Genomic DNA, 19,485 nt, shown 5'->3' on the forward strand with positions numbered 1-19,485 from the left:
TCCCGGACCGGGACGCCGCGTGGCACCTTCGACGCGTTCAGCCACCTCGGCGACGCCCCGGCGCAGCCCGCCCCGGTGCTCGTCACGGCGGGCGCCGGGGGCCCGCCCGGCACGCTCACCGAGGTCCACGAGCGGCTGCGGGCCGGGGCGTTCGCCGGCAACGAGTGGGCCCTGGACGGCGTCCTCACCCGGGTCGCGCTGCGGACCGGGGCCGACGTCCGCGCGCCCCGGCCGGACCAGGTCGCCGACCCCGCCGTGGTCCGCGAGGTCGTCACCGTGCTGGAACGGATGGGCTACGGCGAGCTCTCGGGCGCCGACGCGGAACGACCGCGTTGGTGGAGCAGGGGTCGCCGGCGCGCCGGACCCAATACGCTGACCAGCACCCCGGACCGATAGGACGCGACGGCCAGCATGAACTCCGCCCCCACGGCGCCAGGCCTCGCGCGCGGCCACGCCACCGGCCCGGCCGCCACCGCGGTCCCGGACCTCGTCGCCGCCGTCCGCGCGCGGCTGGGCGGCGCCGACCCGGCCGCGGTGCTCTACTTCGCGTCGTCCCGCTACGACCCGCAGGACGTCGTCGGCCCGATGGCCGACGCGTTCCCCGGCGCCGCCGTCGTCGGCTGCTCGACGGCCGGGGAGTTCACCGACGCGGTCTCCTCGGTGGGCGGCATCAGCGCGGTGGCCCTGCCGCGCGCGGTCGTCGGCGGGGCCGTCGCCACCCTCGGCGACCTGTCCGGCGACGTGCACGCCGGCATCGCCGCAGCGATCAGGGACATCGAGGCCACGGTCCGGGTGCCGCTGCGGGACCTGGACCCGGCCGAGCACGTCGGCTTCGTCCTCATCGACGGCATGCACCAGGCGGAGGAGGCGGTCAACGAGGCCCTCGGGGACGCCGCGCCGCTGCTCGACATCGTCGGCGGCTCCGCGGGGGACGACCTCGCCTTCGAGCGCACCTGGGTCGCGGCCGGCCGTGCGTGGAGCTTCCAGGGCGTCGCGCTCATGGTCTGCCACGTCGAGGTGCCCTTCCGGGTGGTCAAGACGTGTGCGGTCCGGGAGACCGGGATCACGCTGCGGATCACCTCGACCGACGAGAGCCGCCGGGTCGTCACGTCGTTCGACGGCCGGCCCGCCGCGCAGGTCTACGCCGAGGCGGTCGGGGTCCCGGTGGAGGCCCTCGACAGCTCCGTCTTCATGCGCTACCCGCTCGGCCAGATGATCTCCGGCGAGCCGTGGGTGCGCAGCCCCTCGGCCGTCGTCGACGGCGGGGGAGTGCGCTTCCTCGCCCAGATGCCGCTCGGGATGGACGTCGCGGTGATGGGCACCGGCGACCTCGTCGGCGGCACCCGGGAGGCGCTCCTGGACGCCTGGCGCAGCCTCGGCACGGCGAGCGGGGCCGTGATGTTCAACTGCATCCTGCGCCGGCTCGAGATGGACGCGACCGGTGCCACGCAGGACTTCGTCGACGCCTTCGGCGGCCTCCCGGTGGCCGGCTTCCACACCTACGGCGAGACGTGGATGGCCCACGTCAACCAGACGCTCACCGGGATCGTCTTCGGCTGACGCGGCGGGGCCGGCCGCGGTCAGGCGGACAGCGCCAGCCGGACGGCGTACCCGAGGACGACGAGGTACCCGACGACGCCCGTCGCCGTCCGCGCCCAGCCGGGCAGCCGGGCGCCGGCGAGCGCACCGGCGGTCGCGATGACGAGCTGCCAGGCCCACGACGCGAGGAAGACCCCGAGCGCGAACCGGCCGCCGGCCGACAGGCCGGCCACCGCGTCCCCGAGGCCGGCGGTGAGGACGACGAAGTAGACGGCCGTGAGCGGGTTGACCGCTGTGAGGCCGACGAACCGCAGCAGCACGTGGTGCCCCGGCACCTCGGCCGGTGCGGCGTCCGCCGGCCGGCGCAGCCCCCACAGGCCGCGCAGGGCCACGACGGCCAGGACGGCCGCCCCGACGAGCCGCACGGCCGCCGTCCGGCCGTCGAGGGCCGCGGTGACCGCCGTCCCGGCCGCCACCGCGACGACCGCGTAGCCGAGGTCGACGAGCGCGACCCCGGTCGCGGCGGCCGCAGCCGACCGCCACCCGCGGTGCAGACCCTCGCCCAGGATGAGCACGCTGATCGCGCCGAGCGGCAGCGCGACGCCGATGCCCGCGAGGGCACCGGCGAGGAATGCGTCCGGGTCGGCGGCCATGGTCGACATCCTCGTGGCCGGGCCGGGGGCGGGCGACGGATTTACCCGCGCGACGGCGTCGCGTCCGTCACGGCCCGCCGAGGATCTCGAACGGCACGAAGGCGTCGGGGCCGGTGCGGACGTAGACGCCCATCGCGCAAGGACCCGTCTCCATCGCCGGCCGCCAGCCGTCCGGCGTCCGGACGGCGTGACCGGGCCCCGGGTCGGCCCAGACCTCGCGCGCCCGGGCGCCGCGCCCGGCCGTCGTCACCTGCTGCAGGCCGCCCTGCCCGTACTCCGACCGGGCCGCGGCCAGGGTGCGCGGCGGGCCGGGCAGACGCACGTAGTCGCGGTCGCACCAGGTGACCCGCTCGGCGACCTCCTGCCACGGCCAGAGCCCGTCGGCGACCCGGACCCGGACCGCCCACGTGCCGGCGAGCACGAGGCCGAGGGCGAGCAGGGCGAGGACGGCGCGCCGCAGGGGCGTGGGCGGGCCGGCGGTCCGGGTCACAGTCGTCGGACGCCGCAGCCGCCTGCCCGGTTGTCGTGCCGGTTGTCGTGCCGGTTGTCGTCCCCGGCGTCGTCACCCGGTGCACGGACGGCCGTCACCGGCGTGCGGGATGGGCGCGGGGCCGCCGCCGGGCGTATCCTGAGGTGGTTCCGGCGTCGGTGATGCCGCAGGCCCAGAGGGGCCGCGCCGGGTCGACGAGGCAACAGGGTGCAGCACGGTGACGTGGTCCCAGGGACCGCAGCCCGTGGCTGAGCGCTTCGCGGGTCCGTGACCCGTGCCTGGTCGACCCCGCCCACCGACGACGTCCCGCACCTGACCGGTGCGGGCGTCCCCCTTCCGAGAGGTACCCATGTCCTTCGACTACAAGGTCGCCGACATCACCCTGGCCGAGTCCGGCCGGCACGAGATCCGCCTCGCCGAGCACGAGATGCCCGGCCTCATGGCCCTGCGCGCCGAGTTCGGCGACAGCAAGCCGCTGGCGGGCGCCCGGATCGCGGGCTCGCTCCACATGACGGTGCAGACCGCCGTCCTCATCGAGACCCTCGTCGCGCTCGGTGCCGACGTCCGCTGGGTCTCGTGCAACATCTTCTCCACGCAGGACAACGCCGCCGCGGCCACGGTCGTCGGCCCGCACGGCACGCCGGAGGCGCCGCAGGGCGTGCCGGTCTTCGCCTGGAAGGGCGAGACGCTCGCCGAGTACTGGTGGTGCACCGAGCAGATGCTCGCGTGGCCCGCCGACGATAACGGCAACACGGGCCCGAACATGATCCTCGACGACGGCGGCGACGTGACGCTGCTCGTCCACAAGGGCGTCGAGTTCGAGGCCGCGGGCGTCGTCCCGTCGCCGGCCGAGAACGACAGCGAGGAGTGGCTGGTCATCCTCGACACGCTGCGCCGCTCCCTCGCGTCCGACCCGCAGCGCTACACGAAGGCCGCCGCCGCGATCAAGGGCGTCACCGAGGAGACCACGACGGGCGTCCACCGCCTGTACGAGTTCGCCAAGGAGGGTCGCCTGCTCTTCCCGGCGATCAACGTCAACGACTCGGTGACGAAGTCGAAGTTCGACAACAAGTACGGCACCCGGCACTCGCTCATCGACGGCATCAACCGCGCGACCGACGTCCTCATCGGCGGCAAGGTCGCGGTCGTCTTCGGCTACGGCGACGTCGGCAAGGGCTGCGCGGAGTCGCTGCGCGGCCAGGGCGCCCGGGTCATCGTCACCGAGGTCGACCCGATCTGCGCGCTCCAGGCAGCGATGGACGGCTACCAGGTCGCCACGCTCGAGGACGTCGTCGAGACCGCCGACATGTTCATCACGGCGACCGGCAACAAGGACATCATCACGGCGGCCGACATGGTGCGGATGAAGCACCAGGCGATCGTCGGCAACATCGGCCACTTCGACAACGAGATCGACATGGCCGGTCTGGCGAAGCTGCCCGGCGTCCGCAAGGTCGAGATCAAGCCGCAGGTGCACGAGTGGACGTTCCCGGCCGCCGGCGACCGCAAGGAGCACAGCATCATCGTGCTCTCCGAGGGGCGTCTGCTGAACCTCGGCAACGCGACCGGCCACCCGAGCTTCGTCATGTCGAACTCGTTCTCGAACCAGGTCATCGCGCAGATCGAGCTGTTCACGAAGACGAGCGAGTACGAGACCCAGGTCTACGTGCTGCCCAAGCACCTCGACGAGAAGGTCGCGCGCCTGCACCTCGACGCGCTCGGCGTCCGGCTCACCCAGCTGAGCAAGGAGCAGGCCGAGTACATCGGCGTCGACGTCGCCGGGCCGTACAAGCCGGACCACTACCGGTACTGAGGTCCTCGGCACCGAGGGCTGAAGCACCCGCACCACGACCGGTCACGAGGCCCGGACGGCGCACCTGCCGTCCGGGCCTCGTGCCGTCTCCGATCCGTCCATGCGCGCTGTCGGCCCGCCCCGCTAGCGTCGTCCCGGTCGAACGGTCGGACGGCGGAGGGGGCCCGGTGCAGCGGCTGCGCGCACGTGCCGAGTGGCAGTTCTTCGCGACGCTGCCGAAGGCCGCCCCGGGGCTGGCCGTCGCGTGGTGGGTCGTGCTCGTGCTGCGCGGCGTCCTGCCCGCGGCGTTCGCGGTCGCCATGGGCGTGCTCGTGCAGGCGGTGCAGTCCGGCGGGGACCTCGCGCGACCGCTCAGCTTCATGGGCGTCGTCTTCGTGCTGCTCCAGGTGCTCGCCCCGGTGCAGCAGGGGCTCAGCGCCAACCTCGGCGACCGGACGGCGGCCTGGCTGTACGACCGGCTCACCGACGCGTGCGTCGACCCGCCGGGGATGGGGCACCTCGAGGCCCCGGAGCTCGCCGAGGACCTCACCGCGGCCCGCGACTTCGACCTCGGCCAGCTAGGCCCGCCGCTGTTCGTCGCGATGGACTTCATCGCCGGCGGCCTCGTCGAGCTGATCGGCGGCGTGACGTCGGTGCTCGTGCTCGCGGTCTGGTCGCCGTGGGCGGCGCTGCTCCTCGGCGGCGCGTGGGCCTCGACGCACTGGCTGCTGCGGGAGAGCGGCGTCTGGCGCGACCGGAACACCGACGAGGTGCGGGCGGCGCAGCGGCACTCCGACTACGCCTACCGGCTCGCCGTCGACCCGCCCGCGGCCAAGGAGCTGCGGATGTTCGGGCTCGTCGGCTGGACGGTCGACCGGTTCGTCGCGCACCGCACCCGCCTGCACGAGCTGCAGTACCGGGCGACCCGGCTCCGCGAACGGCCGCTGCTCTGGTGCGGGCTGCTCGTCGTCGGCGCGAACGTCGTCGTCTTCTGGGCGCTCGCGACGGCGGCCCTCGACGGCAGGGTCGACCTCGGGCAGGCCGTGACGTACGCGCAGGTCGCGGTCGGGGCGTCGATGATCGCCTTCGGCGGGCTCAACTGGGCCATGGACGGCGCCGCGGGGCCGGTCGCGGCGACGCTGCGGCTCGGCCCGGCGACCGGGCCGGCCGGGGCGCTCGCACCGCCGCCGGGCGGGGTGGTCCGGCCGGCGGCGGGGTTGCCCGCGACCGGGATCCGGTTCCGGGACGTCACCTTCGGGTACCCGGCGGGCGGCGGCCCGGTCCTCGAGCACCTCGACCTCGAGGTCCCCGCGGGCCGCTCGCTCGCGATCGTCGGGCAGAACGGCGCCGGCAAGACGACGCTCGCCAAGCTGCTGTGCCGGCTCTACGACCCGCAGTCCGGTGCCGTCGAGGTCGACGGCGTCGACCTGCGCGACCTCGACGTCGAGGCCTGGCGGGGGAGGGTCGCCGCGGTCTTCCAGGACTTCGTCCGCTTCGAGCTGCCGCTGCGCGACAACGTCGCGCCGGCCGGCGCGCCGGACGACGTCGTCCTCGCCGCGCTCGCGGACGCCGGCGCCGACGGCCTCGCTGCACTCGACACCCCGCTCGCCAAGGGCTACCCGGGCGGCACGGACCTCTCCGGAGGGCAGTGGCAGCGGGTCGCGCTCGCGCGTGCGCTGGCCGCCGTCCGGCTCGGGGCCGGTGTCGTCCTGCTCGACGAGCCGACGGCGCAGCTCGACGTCCGCGGCGAGGCCGAGATCTTCCGCCGGATCCTCGAGGCGACCCGGGGCACGACGACGGTGCTCGTCTCGCACCGGTTCTCGACCGTGCGGCTCGCCGACCTCATCTGCGTGCTCGAGCACGGCCGGGTCGTCGAGCTCGGCTCCCACGACGAGCTCATGGCGGCGAACGGCCGGTACCGGACGATGTTCGACCTCCAGGCGCAGCGGTTCGGCACGGACGACGAGGAGGTGACCTATGACGTCCTCTGACGAGGACCTGCCGCCCGGGCTGCGGTCGATGTGGCGGGTGTGCCGGCTCGGCTACAGCAACGAGCCGCGGCTGCTCGTCGCGGCGTTCTCGCTCACCGTGCTGGGCGCCGTCCCGGACGCGCTCCTCGCCCTGTGGCTGCAGCTGCTCGGTCGCGGGGTCGTCGAGCGGGACCGCGCGCTGCTGCTCGCCGCCTGCCTCGGCCTCGGGCTGTCCGCGACCGGCACGTGGTTCCTGCGCGTCGTGAGCAGCCGCGTCACGCGCCGCTTCCGGGACAGGGTGACGATCGCGCTGGAGTCGCACGTGGCCCGCCTGCAGGCGTCCGTGCCGACGGTCGCGCACCAGGAGCGGCCGCTGCTGCTCGACCGGCTCGCGGTGCTCCGCGACCAGATCTACGTGCTCGACCACATGTACATGTCGCTCTTCAGCACCGTCGGCTGGGTGCTGCGGCTCGGCATCACCGTGGCGCTGCTCGTCTCGATCCACCCGGCGCTCGTGCTGCTCGCGGTGTTCGCGCTGCCGACCGTCGTCACGTCGACCTGGCGGCCCGGCGTGGAGCGCGCCGTCCAGGAGCAGGCCGCGCCGCACATGCGCCTGGCCAAGCACCTGTTCCAGACCGCGACGACCGCGCCGCCCGGCAAGGAGGTCCGGGTCACCGGGATCGGGCGGCGGCTGGCCGCCCAGCGCCGCGAGGCGTGGGAGCGCGGCTACCGGCCGATGGCGCGGGCCCGCACGGTGACGGCCGCCTGGCACAGTCTCGCGTGGGCGGCGTTCGGGTCGGCGTACGTCGCTGCGGTCGTCCTCGTGGCGACCGTGCTCGACGCCGGGGCCGGCAGCGTGCTGCTCGTGCTCGCCGCCGGCGCGCGGCTCTCGGCGTACATCGGGGCGACCGTGGCCGAGGTCGGCTGGCTGCGCGGGATCTGGCTCGACGGCTCGCGCCGGCTCGTCTGGCTCGAGGAGTACGCGGCCGCGCTCGTCGTCGACGCCGACCAGGACCCGCCCGCGCGCCTCGAGCGGGGCGTGCGGTTCGAGCACGTGTCGTTCAGCTATCCGGGCACCGACCGGCTCGTGCTGGACGACGTCACGCTCGACCTGCCCGCGGGCAGCGTCGTCGCGGTCGTCGGCGAGAACGGCGCGGGGAAGTCGACGCTCGTCAAGCTCCTCTGCAAGCTCTACGCGCCCGACTCGGGGCGGATCCTCGTCGACGACGTGCCCCTGGACGCCATCCGCACCGACGGCTGGCGGGCCCGGCTCGCCGGTGCCTTCCAGGACTTCTTCCGCTTCGAGCTGCGGGCCGATCACAGCGTCGGTCTCGGGGACGTCCCCCGGGTCGACGACCGGCCGTCGGTCGTCGCGGCTGTCGACCGGGCCGGCGCCGGCGACGTTGTCGAGCGGCTCGCCGACGGCCTTGACACCCAGCTCGGCCCGACCTGGCCCGGCGGCGTCGAGGTCTCGTTCGGCCAGTGGCAGAAGCTCGCGCTGGCCCGCGGATTCATGCGCGAGATGCCGCTCGTCCTCGTTCTCGACGAGCCGACGGCGGCCCTGGACGCCGAGACCGAGCACGCGCTCTTCGAGCGGTACGCCGCGGCGGCCGGCGGTACCGACGGCCGGATCACGCTGCTCGTCTCGCACCGGTTCTCGACCGTGCGGATGGCCGACCTCATCGTCGTCCTCGACGGCGCCCGGGTCGTCGAGACCGGCTCGCACGCCGACCTCATGTCCCGCGGCGGTCCGTACAGCGAGCTCTACGGCATCCAGGCGGAGGCGTACCGCTGACGGGTCCGAGGAGGTAGCGGTCCTGCGGCACTAGCCTGCCGGCATGTCGACAGGTCCGGTCCGTCACGTGCTGCTCGACGCGGACGGCGTCGTGCAGGAGCTCCCGGGTGGCTGGTACGCCGCGATGGAGCCGTACCTCGGCGGCCGCGCCCGGGAGTTCCTCCACACGACGTGGAAGAACGAGCGGCCGATGCTCTCGGGCGAGGGCGACTACCTCCCGTCGCTGGCGGCGACCCTCGTCGAGTTCGGTGTGGCCGCGCCTGTCGAAGAGGTCTACGCAGCCGTCTGGCAGCGGATCGAGCCGGTGCCGCAGACCCTCGCCCTCGTGCGGGCGCTGCGTGCCGCCGGGTACGGGGTCCACCTCGCGACGAACCAGGAGCGGCACCGAGCGGCCCACATGCGCACCGCGCTCGGGTACGACGCGCTCTTCGACGTCAGCTGCTACTCGTGCGACCTCGGCGTGACGAAGCCGGACGAGCGGTTCTTCCACGAGGCGGCGCGCCGGATCGGCGCCGACCCTGCGACGGTCCTGTTCGTCGACGACAGCGAGCAGAACGTCGACGGCGCCCGTTCGGCGGGGCTGCGGGCCGAGTGCTGGCACGTCGACCAGGGCCATGCCGTCCTGCGGGAGCACCTGCACCGGCACGGTGTCACCGTCGACGTCCCGATGTAGGCCGTCCGCCGTCTCTCCCGACAGTGTGGAGACTCCGCCACAGCGGCCTGTGGCGGAGTTTCCGCACTGCTGCGCCGTATGGTCCGCGGCCGCGTGGCTCGGACCTGTTCCGCAGTCAGTCCTCGCCGACGAGCTTGTGGCTCGACGCCGCGAGCACCGGCGCCGCGTCGCGGCGTGCGGTCCGCGCCGCCCGGGCGGCCTGCGCGCGACCGAGCCGGTCGAGCTCGCGTCGGGTGCGCTCGGAGAGGACCGCCGCGAGGAAGTGCTCGGGGTACGTGCCCGGCGGCGGGGTGGGCGCGACGTAGCGGGAGACCTGGTCGGCCAGGCTCGTCCCGAGCCGGGTGCGGGCCTGCGGGTGCAGGGACGCCGTCCGCCCGAGGAAGCCGCGGGCCGCGAGCGCGAGCCGCTCGGGGATCCGGCCGATGTCCGCCGACCCGGCCCACTGCGCCAGGTGCGGCGGCATCGCGACCGGCGGCGGGATCTCGACCCCGCCGCGCTCGCGGACGACGTACGTGCCGGCGAGCAGGTCGCCGACCCGCTTGCCGTGCGGGGAGACCAGCGAGCTGATGACGGCGACGAACGGCAGCGAGAAGACCTCGACGACCGCGAGCAGCCCGCGCACGAGCGCCTGCCGGAACCGGATCGGGCCGCCGTCGTCGCGCACGACCCGCAGCCCGGCGGCGAGCTTGCCGACCGAGCGGCCCCGGCTGAACGTCTCGACCGCGACGGGCAGACCCACGAGGAAGCCGACGACGTCGACGAGGAAGAGCGCCGCGGTGGCCGCCTCGTCGAGCCCGGCGGCGAGCCCGCCGACGATCGTCGCGCTGACGAAGAGCAGACCGAGGTAGAGGAACGCGTCGAGCAGCCATGCGAGCGAGCGGCCGGCGAACGAGGCCGGCCGCAGCTCGAGCGCGACCGCCTCGCCCGTGACGAGCTCGGCGGGCAGCCGCAGGCCCTCGACGTCGACGGTGCCGGCCGCGGTGCCCGTGGACGGCGCACCCGCCCAGGGCAGCGGGCCGCCGGCCGGTGCGGGGCCGGACGGCACGGCTCCGGGCACGGGCGCGGTCGGCGTCGTCATGCGCCCAGGCTACGCAGCCACCGAGCCGTACGCTGGCCCGATGGACCTCGACGCCTTCGTGGCCGTGCACTCGGCGGAGTGGGCCCGGCTCGACGAGCTGAGCCGTACCCGCCGCCTGACCGGTGAGGAGGCGGACGAGCTCGTCGCGCTCTACCAGCGGGCGGCGACGCACCTGTCCGCGGTCCGGACGGCGGCCCCGGACGCGGCGGTCGCGGCCCGGCTGTCGTCGTCCGTCGCCTGGGCCCGCGCCGCGGTGACCGGCACGAGCGAGCCGCTGTGGCGCGAGCTCGCCCGGTTCTTCGTCGTGTCGTTCCCGGCCGCGGTCTGGCGCTCGCGCTGGTGGGCCTTCGCGAGCTTCGCGTTCAGCGCCGTCGTCGCGGTCGCGCTCGGGGTATGGGTCGCCCGCAACCCCGAGGTGCAGGCCGCGGTGGGCTCGAAGGAGGAGATCCGCCGGCTCGTCGAGGTCGACTTCGAGAGCTACTACAGCGAGTACGCCGCCGGCAGCTTCGCCGCCCAGGTGTGGACGAACAACGCCTGGGTCTCGGCCCTGTGCATCGTCTTCGGCGTGAGCGGGGTCGGGGTGGTCTGGGTGCTGTTCCAGAACGCCGCGAACGTCGGGGTCATCGGTGGCCTCATGGCGGCGAACGACCGGCTCGGCCTCTTCTTCGGTCTCATCACCCCGCACGGGCTGCTCGAGCTCACCGCGGTCTTCGTCGCGTCCGGCGCCGGGCTGCAGCTCTTCTGGGCCTGGGTCGCTCCGGGGCCGCTGCCCCGGGTCCGGGCGCTCGCGCAGGAGGGCCGGTCGATGATCACCGTCGCTCTCGGCCTCGTCGTCGTGCTCCTCGTCTCCGGCGTCGTCGAGGCCTTCGTGACGCCGTCCGGCCTGCCGACCTGGGCCCGGATCACCATCGGCGCCGTCGTCTGGCTGCTCTTCCTCGGCTACGTGGGCACCCTCGGCCGGTGGGCCGCGCGGTCCGGCGAGACCGGCGACCTCGACGAGTCGCTCCGCGAGGACGTCCTGCCGGTCACCGGCTGACCACCCCCCTTCGTCGGCGGCCTCTGAGGTAGATCACCGTGCCATTGCACGCGGATGTACCTCAGAGGGCCCGGACGGGGCAGCGGCTCAGAGCCGCCCGGCGGCCTTGAGCGCGAGGTAGTGGTCGGCGAGCGCCGGCGGCAGCGACTCCGGCGGGGCGTCGAGCACGTCGACCCCGGCCCGGGTGAGCTCGGCGGTCACGGCGAGCCGGTCGAGCTGGCTGCGCTGCGCGGCGGCCGCGCCGAAGACGGCGTACGCGTCGCCGCGCGCCGCGGCCTGCTCGGCGACCTGCGGGTCGGCGACGGACGCGAGGACGACCTGGTGGTGCCGGGTCAGCTGCTGGACGACGGGCAGCAGGCCCTCCTCGAGCGCGGCGGCCTCGAGCGGGGTGAGCAGGACGACGAGCGCGCGCTGGGTGAGCCGCTGCCGGACGGCGCCGACGACGACGGTCCAGTCCGCCTCGACGAGGTCGGCGTCGAGCGGTGCCATCGCCTCGACGAGGGCGGGGAGCAGCCCGCCGCCCGTGACGCCCTCGACCCGCGCCCGCACCCGGCGGTCCGCGGCGAGCAGGTCGACCCGGTCGCCGGCGCGGGCGGCCAGCGCGGCGAGCAGCAGCGCGGCGTCCATCGCGGCGTCCAGCCGCGGGGCGTCCCCGATCCGGGCGGCCGACGTCCGCGACGTGTCGAGCACGATGAGCACCCGCCGGTCCCGCTCGGGCCGCCAGGTCCGGACGACGACCTGCTGGCGGCGCGCGGTGGCCCGCCAGTCGATCGACCGGACGTCGTCCCCGTCGACGTAGTCGCGCAGCGAGTCGAACTCGGTGCCCTGGCCGCGCACCTGGACGGCCGCCTTGCCGTCGAGCTCGCGCAGCCGGGCGAGCCGGCTCGGCAGGTGCTTGCGGGACGTGAACGGCGGCAGCACCCGCAGCCGGCCGGGGGCGGGCAGCGCGCGCTGCCGGGCGGCCAGCCCGAGCGGCCCGACGCTGCGGACGACGGCGTGCTCGACGAGCCGGTCCCCGCGCCGGGTCGGCACGAGCCGGGTCGTGAAGCGGCGGCGCTGGCCGGCCGGCACGTCGAGCCGGTGCCGCTGGTCGGTCGCGCCCGCCGACGGCTGCCAGGCGTCCCGGACGACACCGCGGACCCGCCGGGGGCCGCGGTTCGTCACGACGAACGACGCCTGCGCGCCCGAGCCGAGCCGCAGCGACCCGAGCGGCTCCCGCTCGACCGTGAGCGCCTTCGGCGAGCCGGCGAGCAGCAGGTCCGCTCCGACGGCGAGCAGCACGAGCAGCGCCCAGCCGGCGAACGTCGCCCGGCCCGGTGCGAGCCACAGCGGGACGACGCCGGCGAGCGCGAGCAGCGGCACCCGCCCGGTCAGCGCCACGACCGGACCTCCGGCCGGAGTTCGGCTCCCACGGTCAGCGCGGGACCGGCACGGTCGCCAGGACGCTGTCGAGGACGCCCTCGACGCTCACGCCCTCGAGCTCGGCCTCCGGGCGCAGCTGCACGCGGTGCCGCAGCGTCGGCCGGGCGAGCGCCTTGACGTCGTCCGGCGTCACGTAGTCACGCCCCGCGAGCCAGGCCCACGCCCGGCTCGTCGCGAGCAGCGCCGTCGCACCGCGCGGGCTCACGCCGAGCGCGAGGGACGGGCTGCTCCGGGTCGCCCGGACGACGTCGACGACGTAGCCCATGACGGCGGGGTCGATCGTCACCTGGCGGACGGCGTGGGTCGCGGCCGCGAGGTCGTCGGCGCCGGCGACCGGGCGGACGCCGGCGGCGGCGAGGTCGCGCGGGTCGAAGCCGGCCGCGTGCCGGGCGAGCACCTCGAGCTCGACCTCGCGCGGCGGCAGCGGCATCGTCAGCTTGAGCAGGAACCGGTCGAGCTGGGCCTCGGGGAGTGCGTAGGTGCCCTCGTACTCGACGGGGTTCTGGGTCGCGGCGACGACGAACGGGTCGGGCAGCGGCCGCGGCTTGCCGTCGACGGAGACCTGCCGCTCCTCCATCGCCTCGAGCAGCGACGCCTGGGTCTTCGGCGGCGTCCGGTTGATCTCGTCGGCGAGCAGGATGTTCGTGAAGACCGGACCCTCGCGGAAGTCGAACTGCGCGGTCCGGGCGTCGTACACGAGCGAGCCGGTGACGTCGCCGGGCATGAGGTCGGGGGTGAACTGCACACGCGTCGTCGTGAGCGACAGCGACGCCGACAGCGCCCGCACGAGCAGGGTCTTCGCGACGCCGGGCACACCCTCGAGGAGCACGTGCCCGCGGCACAGCAGCGCGATGACGAGGCCGCTCACGGCCGCCTCCTGGCCCACGACCGCCTTCGCGACCTCGGTGCGGACCCGGGTCAGCGCCTCGCGGGCGGCCTCGGACTCGGTCGGGGCGATCCGGACCGGCTGCTCCGGGGGAGTGCCGGGGCCGGCGGACCAGGCGGGCGTGTCAGACATCGGCGGAGGACCTCTCAGCGTGGGTGCAGCGGGTGCGGGTGCGGCGGCTCATCGGGCACCGCCGAAGGACGGCGGCCGTTGGGCGGGGCGGGAGGAGGCGGTCGTGACGGCCGCCTCGGCGGCGGCGATCTCGTCCGCGAGCCGGACGAGCCCGCGGTCGTCGGTCGGCGCGGGGCCGAGGAACGTGGCCGTGAGCGCGGTCTGCCCGAGCCCGGAGGCCTGGGCGGCGAGGGCGACGACGGTCGCGGGGGAGGCGTCCGCCGGCACGTCGAGACGGCGGGCGAGCCGGCGCAGCGCCGCCGTCCGCAGCGTCGCGCTCGCCCGGCCGTAGGCCTTCGCGCGCCGGTAGAGCCGGGCCCGGCCCTCCTGCGTCTCGGTCGAGCGGACGACGACGGGCAGCGGCTCGGTGACGAGCCGGCCGAGCCGGCGGCCGCGCCAGATCATCGCGAGGACGGCGACGAGCACGAGCTGCCAGGCGACGAACCGGACGCCGCGCGGCACCAGGTCGGTCAGCGTCGGCGCCTCCTGCGACGTCGACAGCTCGGCCGGGTCCGGGACGTACCAGACGATGCCGGCCCGGGTGCCGAGCAGCCGCAGCGCCAGGGCCGCGGTGCCGTCGGCGTCGGCGAGGTGGCTGTTGCGCAGGACGTCGGCCTGGCCGACGACGACGACCGTCCGGCCGTTCGCCGTGCCGAGGACGAGGCTGCCGCGGTCGGAGCCGCCCGGCGCCAGGTAGCACAGGACGGCGCTCGCCTGCCGGCCGTCGTCGGCGAGCCGGTACAGGCTGCCGCCGGCCCGGGCGGAGCCGGCCGCGGTCACCGACGGCTGGCTGCACGCGGGCTCGGCGGCCCGCGCGTCGACGACCCCGGCGGCCTCGGCGAAGGGCGCGAGCCGCTCCAGCGCGGGCAGGTCCGGGTCGACGAGCACGAGCGGCCCCGGTGTCGCGGCGACCCGGTCGAGCTGCTCCGGCCCGAGCAGGTCGGGGTGGACGACGACGGTCGTGCGCAGCGCCGAGGACCGCTCGGCGAGCTGCGTCGACGTGCGGACCGTCTCGACCTCGATGCCCTGCCGCTGCAGGATCTGGGCGACGGCGCGGGCGCCGTCGGGGGACGCCGAGGTCGGCTCGAGGTCCCCGGTCGTCGTCCGCGGGGTGGTCAATGCACCGACGAGCGCGACGAGGACGAGGGCGCCCGTCGCCGCCCCGCCCCACAGGAGCACCCGGGTCCGCCGGTCGCGGGCGCGACCGGGGGAGCGGCCGGACGCCGGTCCGGGCGGCCCGTCCTCCGGGGCCCCGGACGTCAGGTCGGCCGGCCCTGGGCGGCCGGCGACGACGGTCACGACGGCACCGCCGGCGACGCCGCGGCCTCGGCCTGGGGCGCGACGGTCCGGGCCGCCACGACCTGCTCGTCGAGCGCCCGCAGCGCCGCGTCACCGGCCGCGTCCGCGGGCCGGTCGCCGTAGCGGACGTCGTCGAAGAGCCGGGCCGCGGAGCGCAGCGGGTCGTCGAGCGCGGGCAGCCAGCGGGCGGCCTCGCCGGCCGCCTCGTCCGCCGTCCGGCCGGGCTGCGGGACGAGGACGGCGCGCTCCTCGAGCTCGCGGACGACGGCTCGGAACCGCTCGACGACCGCCGTCCGCCAGTCGCCGCGCGCCGCGGCCTCGTCGGCGGCGCCGCGGTGGGTCCGCGCGGTGCCGGACGTGCCGTCGAAGACGGGGGCCGGGTCGGCCTGCCGGGCCCGCCGGACGACCCGGCCGGTGACGAGGACCGCGACGGCGACGAGCACGACGACGACGCCGGCGACGAGCGCGAACGCGGTGCCGGTGCCCTGCCCCGGGCCGCCGAGGCCGGACAGCTTGTCGAGCTGCTCGAGGATCCAGTCGAGGAGCTGGGACAGCGCACCCGGGCGCTCTTCGGCGTACTCCCGCTTCGCGAGCTCCTCGACCGCCCACTGCCGGGCCTGGTCCCGGTCCGGCTCGAGCGGGACCTGCGCCAGCGCGGCGACGCCCGCACCGACGGCGGCGAGCGCGCTCACGCGGCCTGGCCGCCCTCGACGTGCCGGACGAGCTCGACGTCCAGACCCTCGCGCCGCATCCGGACGTCGAGGTAGAGCAGCGTCGTGACGGCCGCGCTGAACGGGTAGAAGACGGCCGAGCCGATCGTCTGCCCGAGCCCGCTGATGAGGAGCTGGACGACGTTGCCCCAGAAGCTGCCGTACGGGTTCACCGGGTCGCCCGTGGCCCCGGCGACGAGACCGGCGACGATGCCGAAGGGGGCCGAGACCACGGCGGCGCCGATGCCCTGGATGATCGACGCGAGCAGCAGGATGCCGAGCACGCGCCAGAAGCTGCCCCGGGTCAGCTGCCAGGAGCGCGCGATCGCGGAGGCCGGGCTGCGCTCCTCGAGCAGGAGAGCAGGGGCGGCGAGGCCGAGCTTGGCCGTGAGCGCGAGCGAGACGAGGACGGCGGGCAGGGCGCCGGCGAGCAGCACGAGCGCGCCGGTGAGCGGGTCGCCGTAGCGCAGGATCGCGACCCCAGGCCCGACGAGCAGGCCCGCGACAGCCAGTGACAGCAGCGTCAGCAGGACCGCCAGCCCGAGGACGGCGCCGAGCCGCGGCCGGACCCGGCGCCACAGCGCCCCGCCGCCGGTGCGGACACCGAGGACGGCGTTGCTCACGCTGATCGTCAGCAGCGCACCGAGGACGGCGGTCGCGACGAGCAGCACGACGTAGCCCGGCAGCGACGCCCGGATGGTGCCGAGGACCAGCGATGCGAAGTCCTCGGCGGTCGGCGCGGCGCCCGGCTCGAAGAGCGACCCCCCGCCGAGGTCGGTGAGCAGCGCGGCGGACGGCAGCGTCGTGAGCAGCGTCGCGACGGCGACGACGATCGCCGACACGCCGATCATCGTGCGCGGGTTCGTGCGGATCGCCTGGAAGGCGCCGTCGAGGATCTCGCCGAGCGAGAGCGGGCGCAGCGGCACGATCCCCGGCTTCGGCCGGGCGAGCCACATCTGCGGCCCGCCACCGCCCCAGCCCGGGGCACCGGGAGCGCCCCACGGCTGCGCGGCGGGCGGTGGTGCGGCGCCCCAGGGCTGGGCCGGCGGCTGGGCAGACGGCTGGGCAGACGGCTGGGCAGGGCCCGGCTGCCCGGCGGGCGGCCACCCGGGCGGCGTGGACGACGGCACGGGCGGCTGCCCGTCCGGTCCCGTCCGGTCCGTCATCGGTCCCCCTCGTCGCAGCCCGCTGTGCCGTCGTCGTCCGTGCCGTGAACGCCCCCGCCACGGTCCGTGGTTCCCCCGCGCGCCATCCTGTCACGCCGCTGCGACGGCCCCCACGGGGACCGATCTTGCACGAAACGGGTGCCGGAGCCTGTCGCAGGCTGCGGTCCGGACCGTCGCGGTGTCACGATGAGGCCATGAGAGGTCGTGTGCTGGTGGTCGACGACGACACCGCCCTCGCCGAGATGCTCGGCATCGTGCTGCGCGGGGAGGGGTTCGACCCGGTCTTCTGCGCGGACGGGTCCGGCGCGCTCGAGGCGTTCCGGGCGACCCGGCCCGACCTCGTGCTGCTCGACCTCATGCTGCCCGGCAAGGACGGCATCGAGGTCTGCCGGCAGATCCGGTCGGAGTCCGGCACCCCGATCGTCATGCTCACGGCCAAGGGCGACACGGTCGACGTCGTCCTCGGCCTGGAGTCGGGTGCCGACGACTACGTCGTCAAGCCGTTCAAGCCCAAGGAGCTCGTCGCCCGGGTCCGGGCGCGGCTGCGCCGCACCGAGGAGCCGTCGCCGGAGATGCTCGAGATCGGCGACCTCGCGATCGACGTCGCCGGTCACTCCGTGCGCCGCGGCGAGGAGATCATCTCGCTGACCCCGCTCGAGTTCGACCTCCTCGTGGCCCTGGCCCGCAAGCCGTGGCAGGTGTTCACCCGCGAGGTGCTCCTCGAGCAGGTCTGGGGCTACCGCCACGCGGCGGACACCCGCCTCGTCAACGTCCACGTCCAGCGGCTGCGCTCGAAGATCGAGCGCGACCCGGAGCGTCCGGACATCGTCCTCACCGTCCGCGGCGTCGGCTACAAGGCCGGCCCGGCCTGACGTCGGCCCCGCCGCACGGTCCCGCCTCGCAGAGATCCCAGGTCCCGCCCGTGTCAGGTCCCCCCGCGCCCGAGCCCGGCGAGCACCCCGGCGCCGCCGACCCGGACGAGCGCGCGGACGCCGGCCGGGGCGTCGACCGTGTCCAGGAGCACGTGCTGCGCGACCGCACCGTCGCCGCGCTGCGCCGGCGGACGCCGTCCGGCGTGCTCGCGGGGCTGCGGCTGGGCCGGATGCGCTGGCGGCGGTCGCTGCGGCTGCGCGTCGTCGCGACGACCGTCGTCTTCGCCACGCTCGTCGTGCTCGCCGTCGGCAGCGTCCTGCTCGCGCGGATCTCCGAGGGGCTCCAGGACTCCAGCCAGGAGATCGCCCGCATCGAGGCCAAGCAGCTGTACGCCGAGGCCCAGACCCTCGTGAAGAACCGCAGCGGCGACCCCGGCACGTTCGGCACCGATCTCGTGACCCGGCTGTCCAACGAGGACAACCGGTTCGTCCTCCTGCGCCAGAGCCTCGACGCGACGGCGGCCGGGCCGATCCAGGACCGCTCGTCCTCCGGCCTGCCGGCGGACGTCGTCCCCACCGGCCTGCGGCGCAGCGTCGTCGCCGACCGGGGCCAGCTCCTCGGCACACCGGTCGCGCTGCCGCCGCGCGGCGCCGGCCTCGAGGCGCCCCGGACCAGCCCCGGGTACGCGTGGGGCGGCCTGCTCGACCTCGGCCAGGGCATCGGCGACTACGAGCTCTACTTCGTCGTCCGGCAGGACCGCGAGGCCGCGACCCTCGACCTCGTCCGCAGAACGTTCTTCGTCGGCGGCGCGGCGCTCGTCCTGCTCGTCGCGGGCGTCGCGTTCGTCGTGACCCGCTCGGTCGTCGAGCCGGTCCGGCTCGCGGCCCGCACCGCGGAGGAGATCGCCTCCGGGCACCTGGACCGGCGGGTCCGGGTGCGCGGCGAGGACGAGCTGGCCCGGCTCGGTGCCGCCTTCAACGACATGGCCACGAGCCTGGAGCGGCAGATCCACCGGCTCGAGGAGCTCTCCCGCGTCCAGCGCCGGTTCGTCTCCGACGTCTCGCACGAGCTGCGGACCCCGCTGACGACGATCCGGATGGCCACCGAGGTGCTCCACGAGGCCCGCGACGGCTTCGACCCGGCGACCGCGCGCAGCGCCGAGCTGCTCATGACCCAGCTCGACCGGTTCGAGTCCCTGCTCGCCGACCTGCTCGAGGTGAGCCGGTTCGACGCCGGCGCCGCAGTCCTCGAGGTGGACCCGGCCGACGTCCGGGACGTCGTCACCCGGGTCGTCGACGGCCTGCGACCGCTCGCGGACGGGCGGTGCGACGTCGTCCTCGACGTCCCCGGCACGCCCTGCGTCGCCGAGGTCGACGCCCGCCGGCTCGAGCGCATCGTCCGCAACCTCGTCGGCAACGCGATCGAGCACGGCGAGGGCCGGCCGGTCGTCGTCCGGGTCGCGGGGAACGCGGACGCCGTCGCCGTCGTCGTCCGCGACCACGGCGTCGGGCTCACCCCGGCCCAGGCCCGGATGGTCTTCAACCGGTTCTGGCGGGCCGACCCGGCCCGCGCCCGGTCGACCGGCGGCACCGGGCTGGGCCTGGCGATCGCCCTCGAGGACGCCCACCTGCACGGCGGCTGGCTCCAGGTCTGGGGCGACCCGGGGCACGGCGCGAGCTTCCGGCTGACGCTGCCGCGCCAGGCCGGCATCGTCCTGCGCACCTCGCCGCTGCCTCTCGTGCCGGCGGACGCCGTCCAGCACGACGAGATCGCCGCCGGCGGCACCCACCTCGCGGGCACCGGGCTCGCCTCCGGGCCGGCCGGCGTCCTCGACGTCGAGGCGCTCATCGCCGACCTCGACACCGTCCTCACCGAGGCGGAGGCGGAGGCGGCGGCCCCCGGGTCAGCCACGGGCCCCGTCCCGGCTCTGCG

The 19,485-nt window shown here is 75.6% G+C and carries 17 protein-coding genes; 9 read left to right on the forward strand and 8 right to left on the reverse strand.

Going from position 1 to position 19,485, the window contains the following annotated elements; all coding sequences use genetic code 11:
- A partial coding sequence (locus EDJALFJO_RS34360; RefSeq protein ID WP_158220435.1) for a hypothetical protein occupies nt 1-396 on the forward strand: 396 nt, incomplete at its 5' end.
- A gap of 15 nt (nt 397-411) precedes the next feature.
- A complete protein-coding gene (locus EDJALFJO_RS14095; RefSeq protein ID WP_088286259.1) occupies nt 412-1,560 on the forward strand; it encodes an FIST signal transduction protein in 1,149 nt (382 codons plus the stop codon).
- 20 nt (nt 1,561-1,580) lie between these two features.
- Here EDJALFJO_RS14095 and EDJALFJO_RS14100 read toward each other — a convergent pair whose 3' ends face one another.
- Together EDJALFJO_RS14100 and EDJALFJO_RS14105 are read right to left on the reverse strand one after the other, a co-directional pair.
- Entirely contained in the window at nt 1,581-2,192 is a 612-nt protein-coding gene (locus EDJALFJO_RS14100) for a LysE family transporter (protein ID WP_158220436.1), read from the reverse strand.
- A gap of 67 nt (nt 2,193-2,259) precedes the next feature.
- The gene (locus EDJALFJO_RS14105) at nt 2,260-2,682 is read right to left on the reverse strand and encodes a hypothetical protein (protein WP_088286263.1); all 423 of its coding nucleotides are present in this window, start codon (nt 2,680-2,682) and stop codon (nt 2,260-2,262) included.
- A gap of 349 nt (nt 2,683-3,031) precedes the next feature.
- Here EDJALFJO_RS14105 and ahcY point away from each other — a divergent pair, with 349 nt between their 5' ends.
- From ahcY to EDJALFJO_RS14125, 4 genes are all read left to right on the forward strand, one after another.
- Entirely contained in the window at nt 3,032-4,495 is a 1,464-nt protein-coding gene (gene ahcY, locus EDJALFJO_RS14110) for an adenosylhomocysteinase (RefSeq protein ID WP_088286265.1), read from the forward strand.
- A gap of 167 nt (nt 4,496-4,662) precedes the next feature.
- Nucleotides 4,663-6,465, forward strand: a complete 1,803-nt coding sequence (locus EDJALFJO_RS14115; RefSeq protein ID WP_088286267.1) for an ABC transporter ATP-binding protein — start codon at nt 4,663-4,665, stop codon at nt 6,463-6,465.
- A complete protein-coding gene (locus EDJALFJO_RS14120; protein WP_088286269.1) occupies nt 6,452-8,239 on the forward strand; it encodes an ABC transporter ATP-binding protein in 1,788 nt (595 codons plus the stop codon). The genes EDJALFJO_RS14115 and EDJALFJO_RS14120 overlap by 14 nt, the downstream gene beginning before the upstream one ends.
- Nucleotides 8,240-8,282: 43 nt before the next feature.
- The gene (locus EDJALFJO_RS14125; RefSeq protein WP_088286271.1) at nt 8,283-8,912 is read left to right on the forward strand and encodes an HAD family hydrolase; all 630 of its coding nucleotides are present in this window, start codon (nt 8,283-8,285) and stop codon (nt 8,910-8,912) included.
- Nucleotides 8,913-9,027: 115 nt separating this feature from the next.
- Here the strand turns inward: EDJALFJO_RS14125 and EDJALFJO_RS14130 are convergent, their stop codons facing one another.
- On the reverse strand, nt 9,028-9,990 hold the full coding sequence (locus tag EDJALFJO_RS14130) for an RDD family protein (protein ID WP_088286273.1): 963 nt from the start codon (nt 9,988-9,990) through the stop codon (nt 9,028-9,030).
- Between the two features lie 40 nt (nt 9,991-10,030).
- Between EDJALFJO_RS14130 and EDJALFJO_RS14135 the strand changes: the two genes are divergently transcribed.
- Nucleotides 10,031-11,026 (forward strand): stage II sporulation protein M, encoded by a 996-nt coding sequence (locus tag EDJALFJO_RS14135; RefSeq protein ID WP_088286275.1) that lies wholly within the window; start codon nt 10,031-10,033, stop codon nt 11,024-11,026.
- A gap of 87 nt (nt 11,027-11,113) precedes the next feature.
- On the opposite strand, the gene EDJALFJO_RS14140 is transcribed toward EDJALFJO_RS14135, so the two are convergent.
- Genes EDJALFJO_RS14140 through EDJALFJO_RS14160 form a run of 5 tightly spaced genes read right to left on the reverse strand, consistent with a single transcriptional unit; the run spans nt 11,114 to nt 16,680 of the window.
- On the reverse strand, nt 11,114-12,406 hold the full coding sequence (locus EDJALFJO_RS14140) for a DUF58 domain-containing protein (protein ID WP_088286277.1): 1,293 nt from the start codon (nt 12,404-12,406) through the stop codon (nt 11,114-11,116).
- 34 nt (nt 12,407-12,440) lie between these two features.
- Nucleotides 12,441-13,466, reverse strand: coding sequence for a MoxR family ATPase (locus EDJALFJO_RS14145; RefSeq protein ID WP_088286279.1), 1,026 nt, complete (start codon nt 13,464-13,466; stop codon nt 12,441-12,443).
- A gap of 48 nt (nt 13,467-13,514) precedes the next feature.
- Nucleotides 13,515-14,804: a DUF4350 domain-containing protein gene (locus EDJALFJO_RS14150; protein ID WP_088286281.1), complete on the reverse strand. Its 1,290-nt coding sequence runs from the start codon at nt 14,802-14,804 to the stop codon at nt 13,515-13,517.
- The gene (locus tag EDJALFJO_RS14155) at nt 14,801-15,496 is read right to left on the reverse strand and encodes a DUF4129 domain-containing protein (protein ID WP_143448572.1); all 696 of its coding nucleotides are present in this window, start codon (nt 15,494-15,496) and stop codon (nt 14,801-14,803) included. The genes EDJALFJO_RS14150 and EDJALFJO_RS14155 overlap by 4 nt, the downstream gene beginning before the upstream one ends.
- Entirely contained in the window at nt 15,493-16,680 is a 1,188-nt protein-coding gene (locus EDJALFJO_RS14160) for a glycerophosphoryl diester phosphodiesterase membrane domain-containing protein (protein ID WP_143448573.1), read from the reverse strand. Before EDJALFJO_RS14160 ends, EDJALFJO_RS14155 begins: the two co-directional genes overlap by 4 nt.
- Before the next feature lie 194 nt (nt 16,681-16,874).
- Here EDJALFJO_RS14160 and mtrA point away from each other — a divergent pair, with 194 nt between their 5' ends.
- Complete coding sequence (gene mtrA, locus EDJALFJO_RS14165) at nt 16,875-17,552, forward strand: MtrAB system response regulator MtrA (protein ID WP_088286285.1); 678 nt, start codon at nt 16,875-16,877, stop codon at nt 17,550-17,552.
- A gap of 50 nt (nt 17,553-17,602) precedes the next feature.
- On the forward strand, nt 17,603-19,485 hold a 1,883-nt coding region (mtrB, locus tag EDJALFJO_RS14170; protein ID WP_143448574.1), incomplete at its 3' end, for an MtrAB system histidine kinase MtrB.

The organism is Kineosporia sp. A_224, assembly GCF_002198655.1.
Taxonomy (GTDB): domain Bacteria; phylum Actinomycetota; class Actinomycetes; order Actinomycetales; family Kineosporiaceae; genus R-H-3.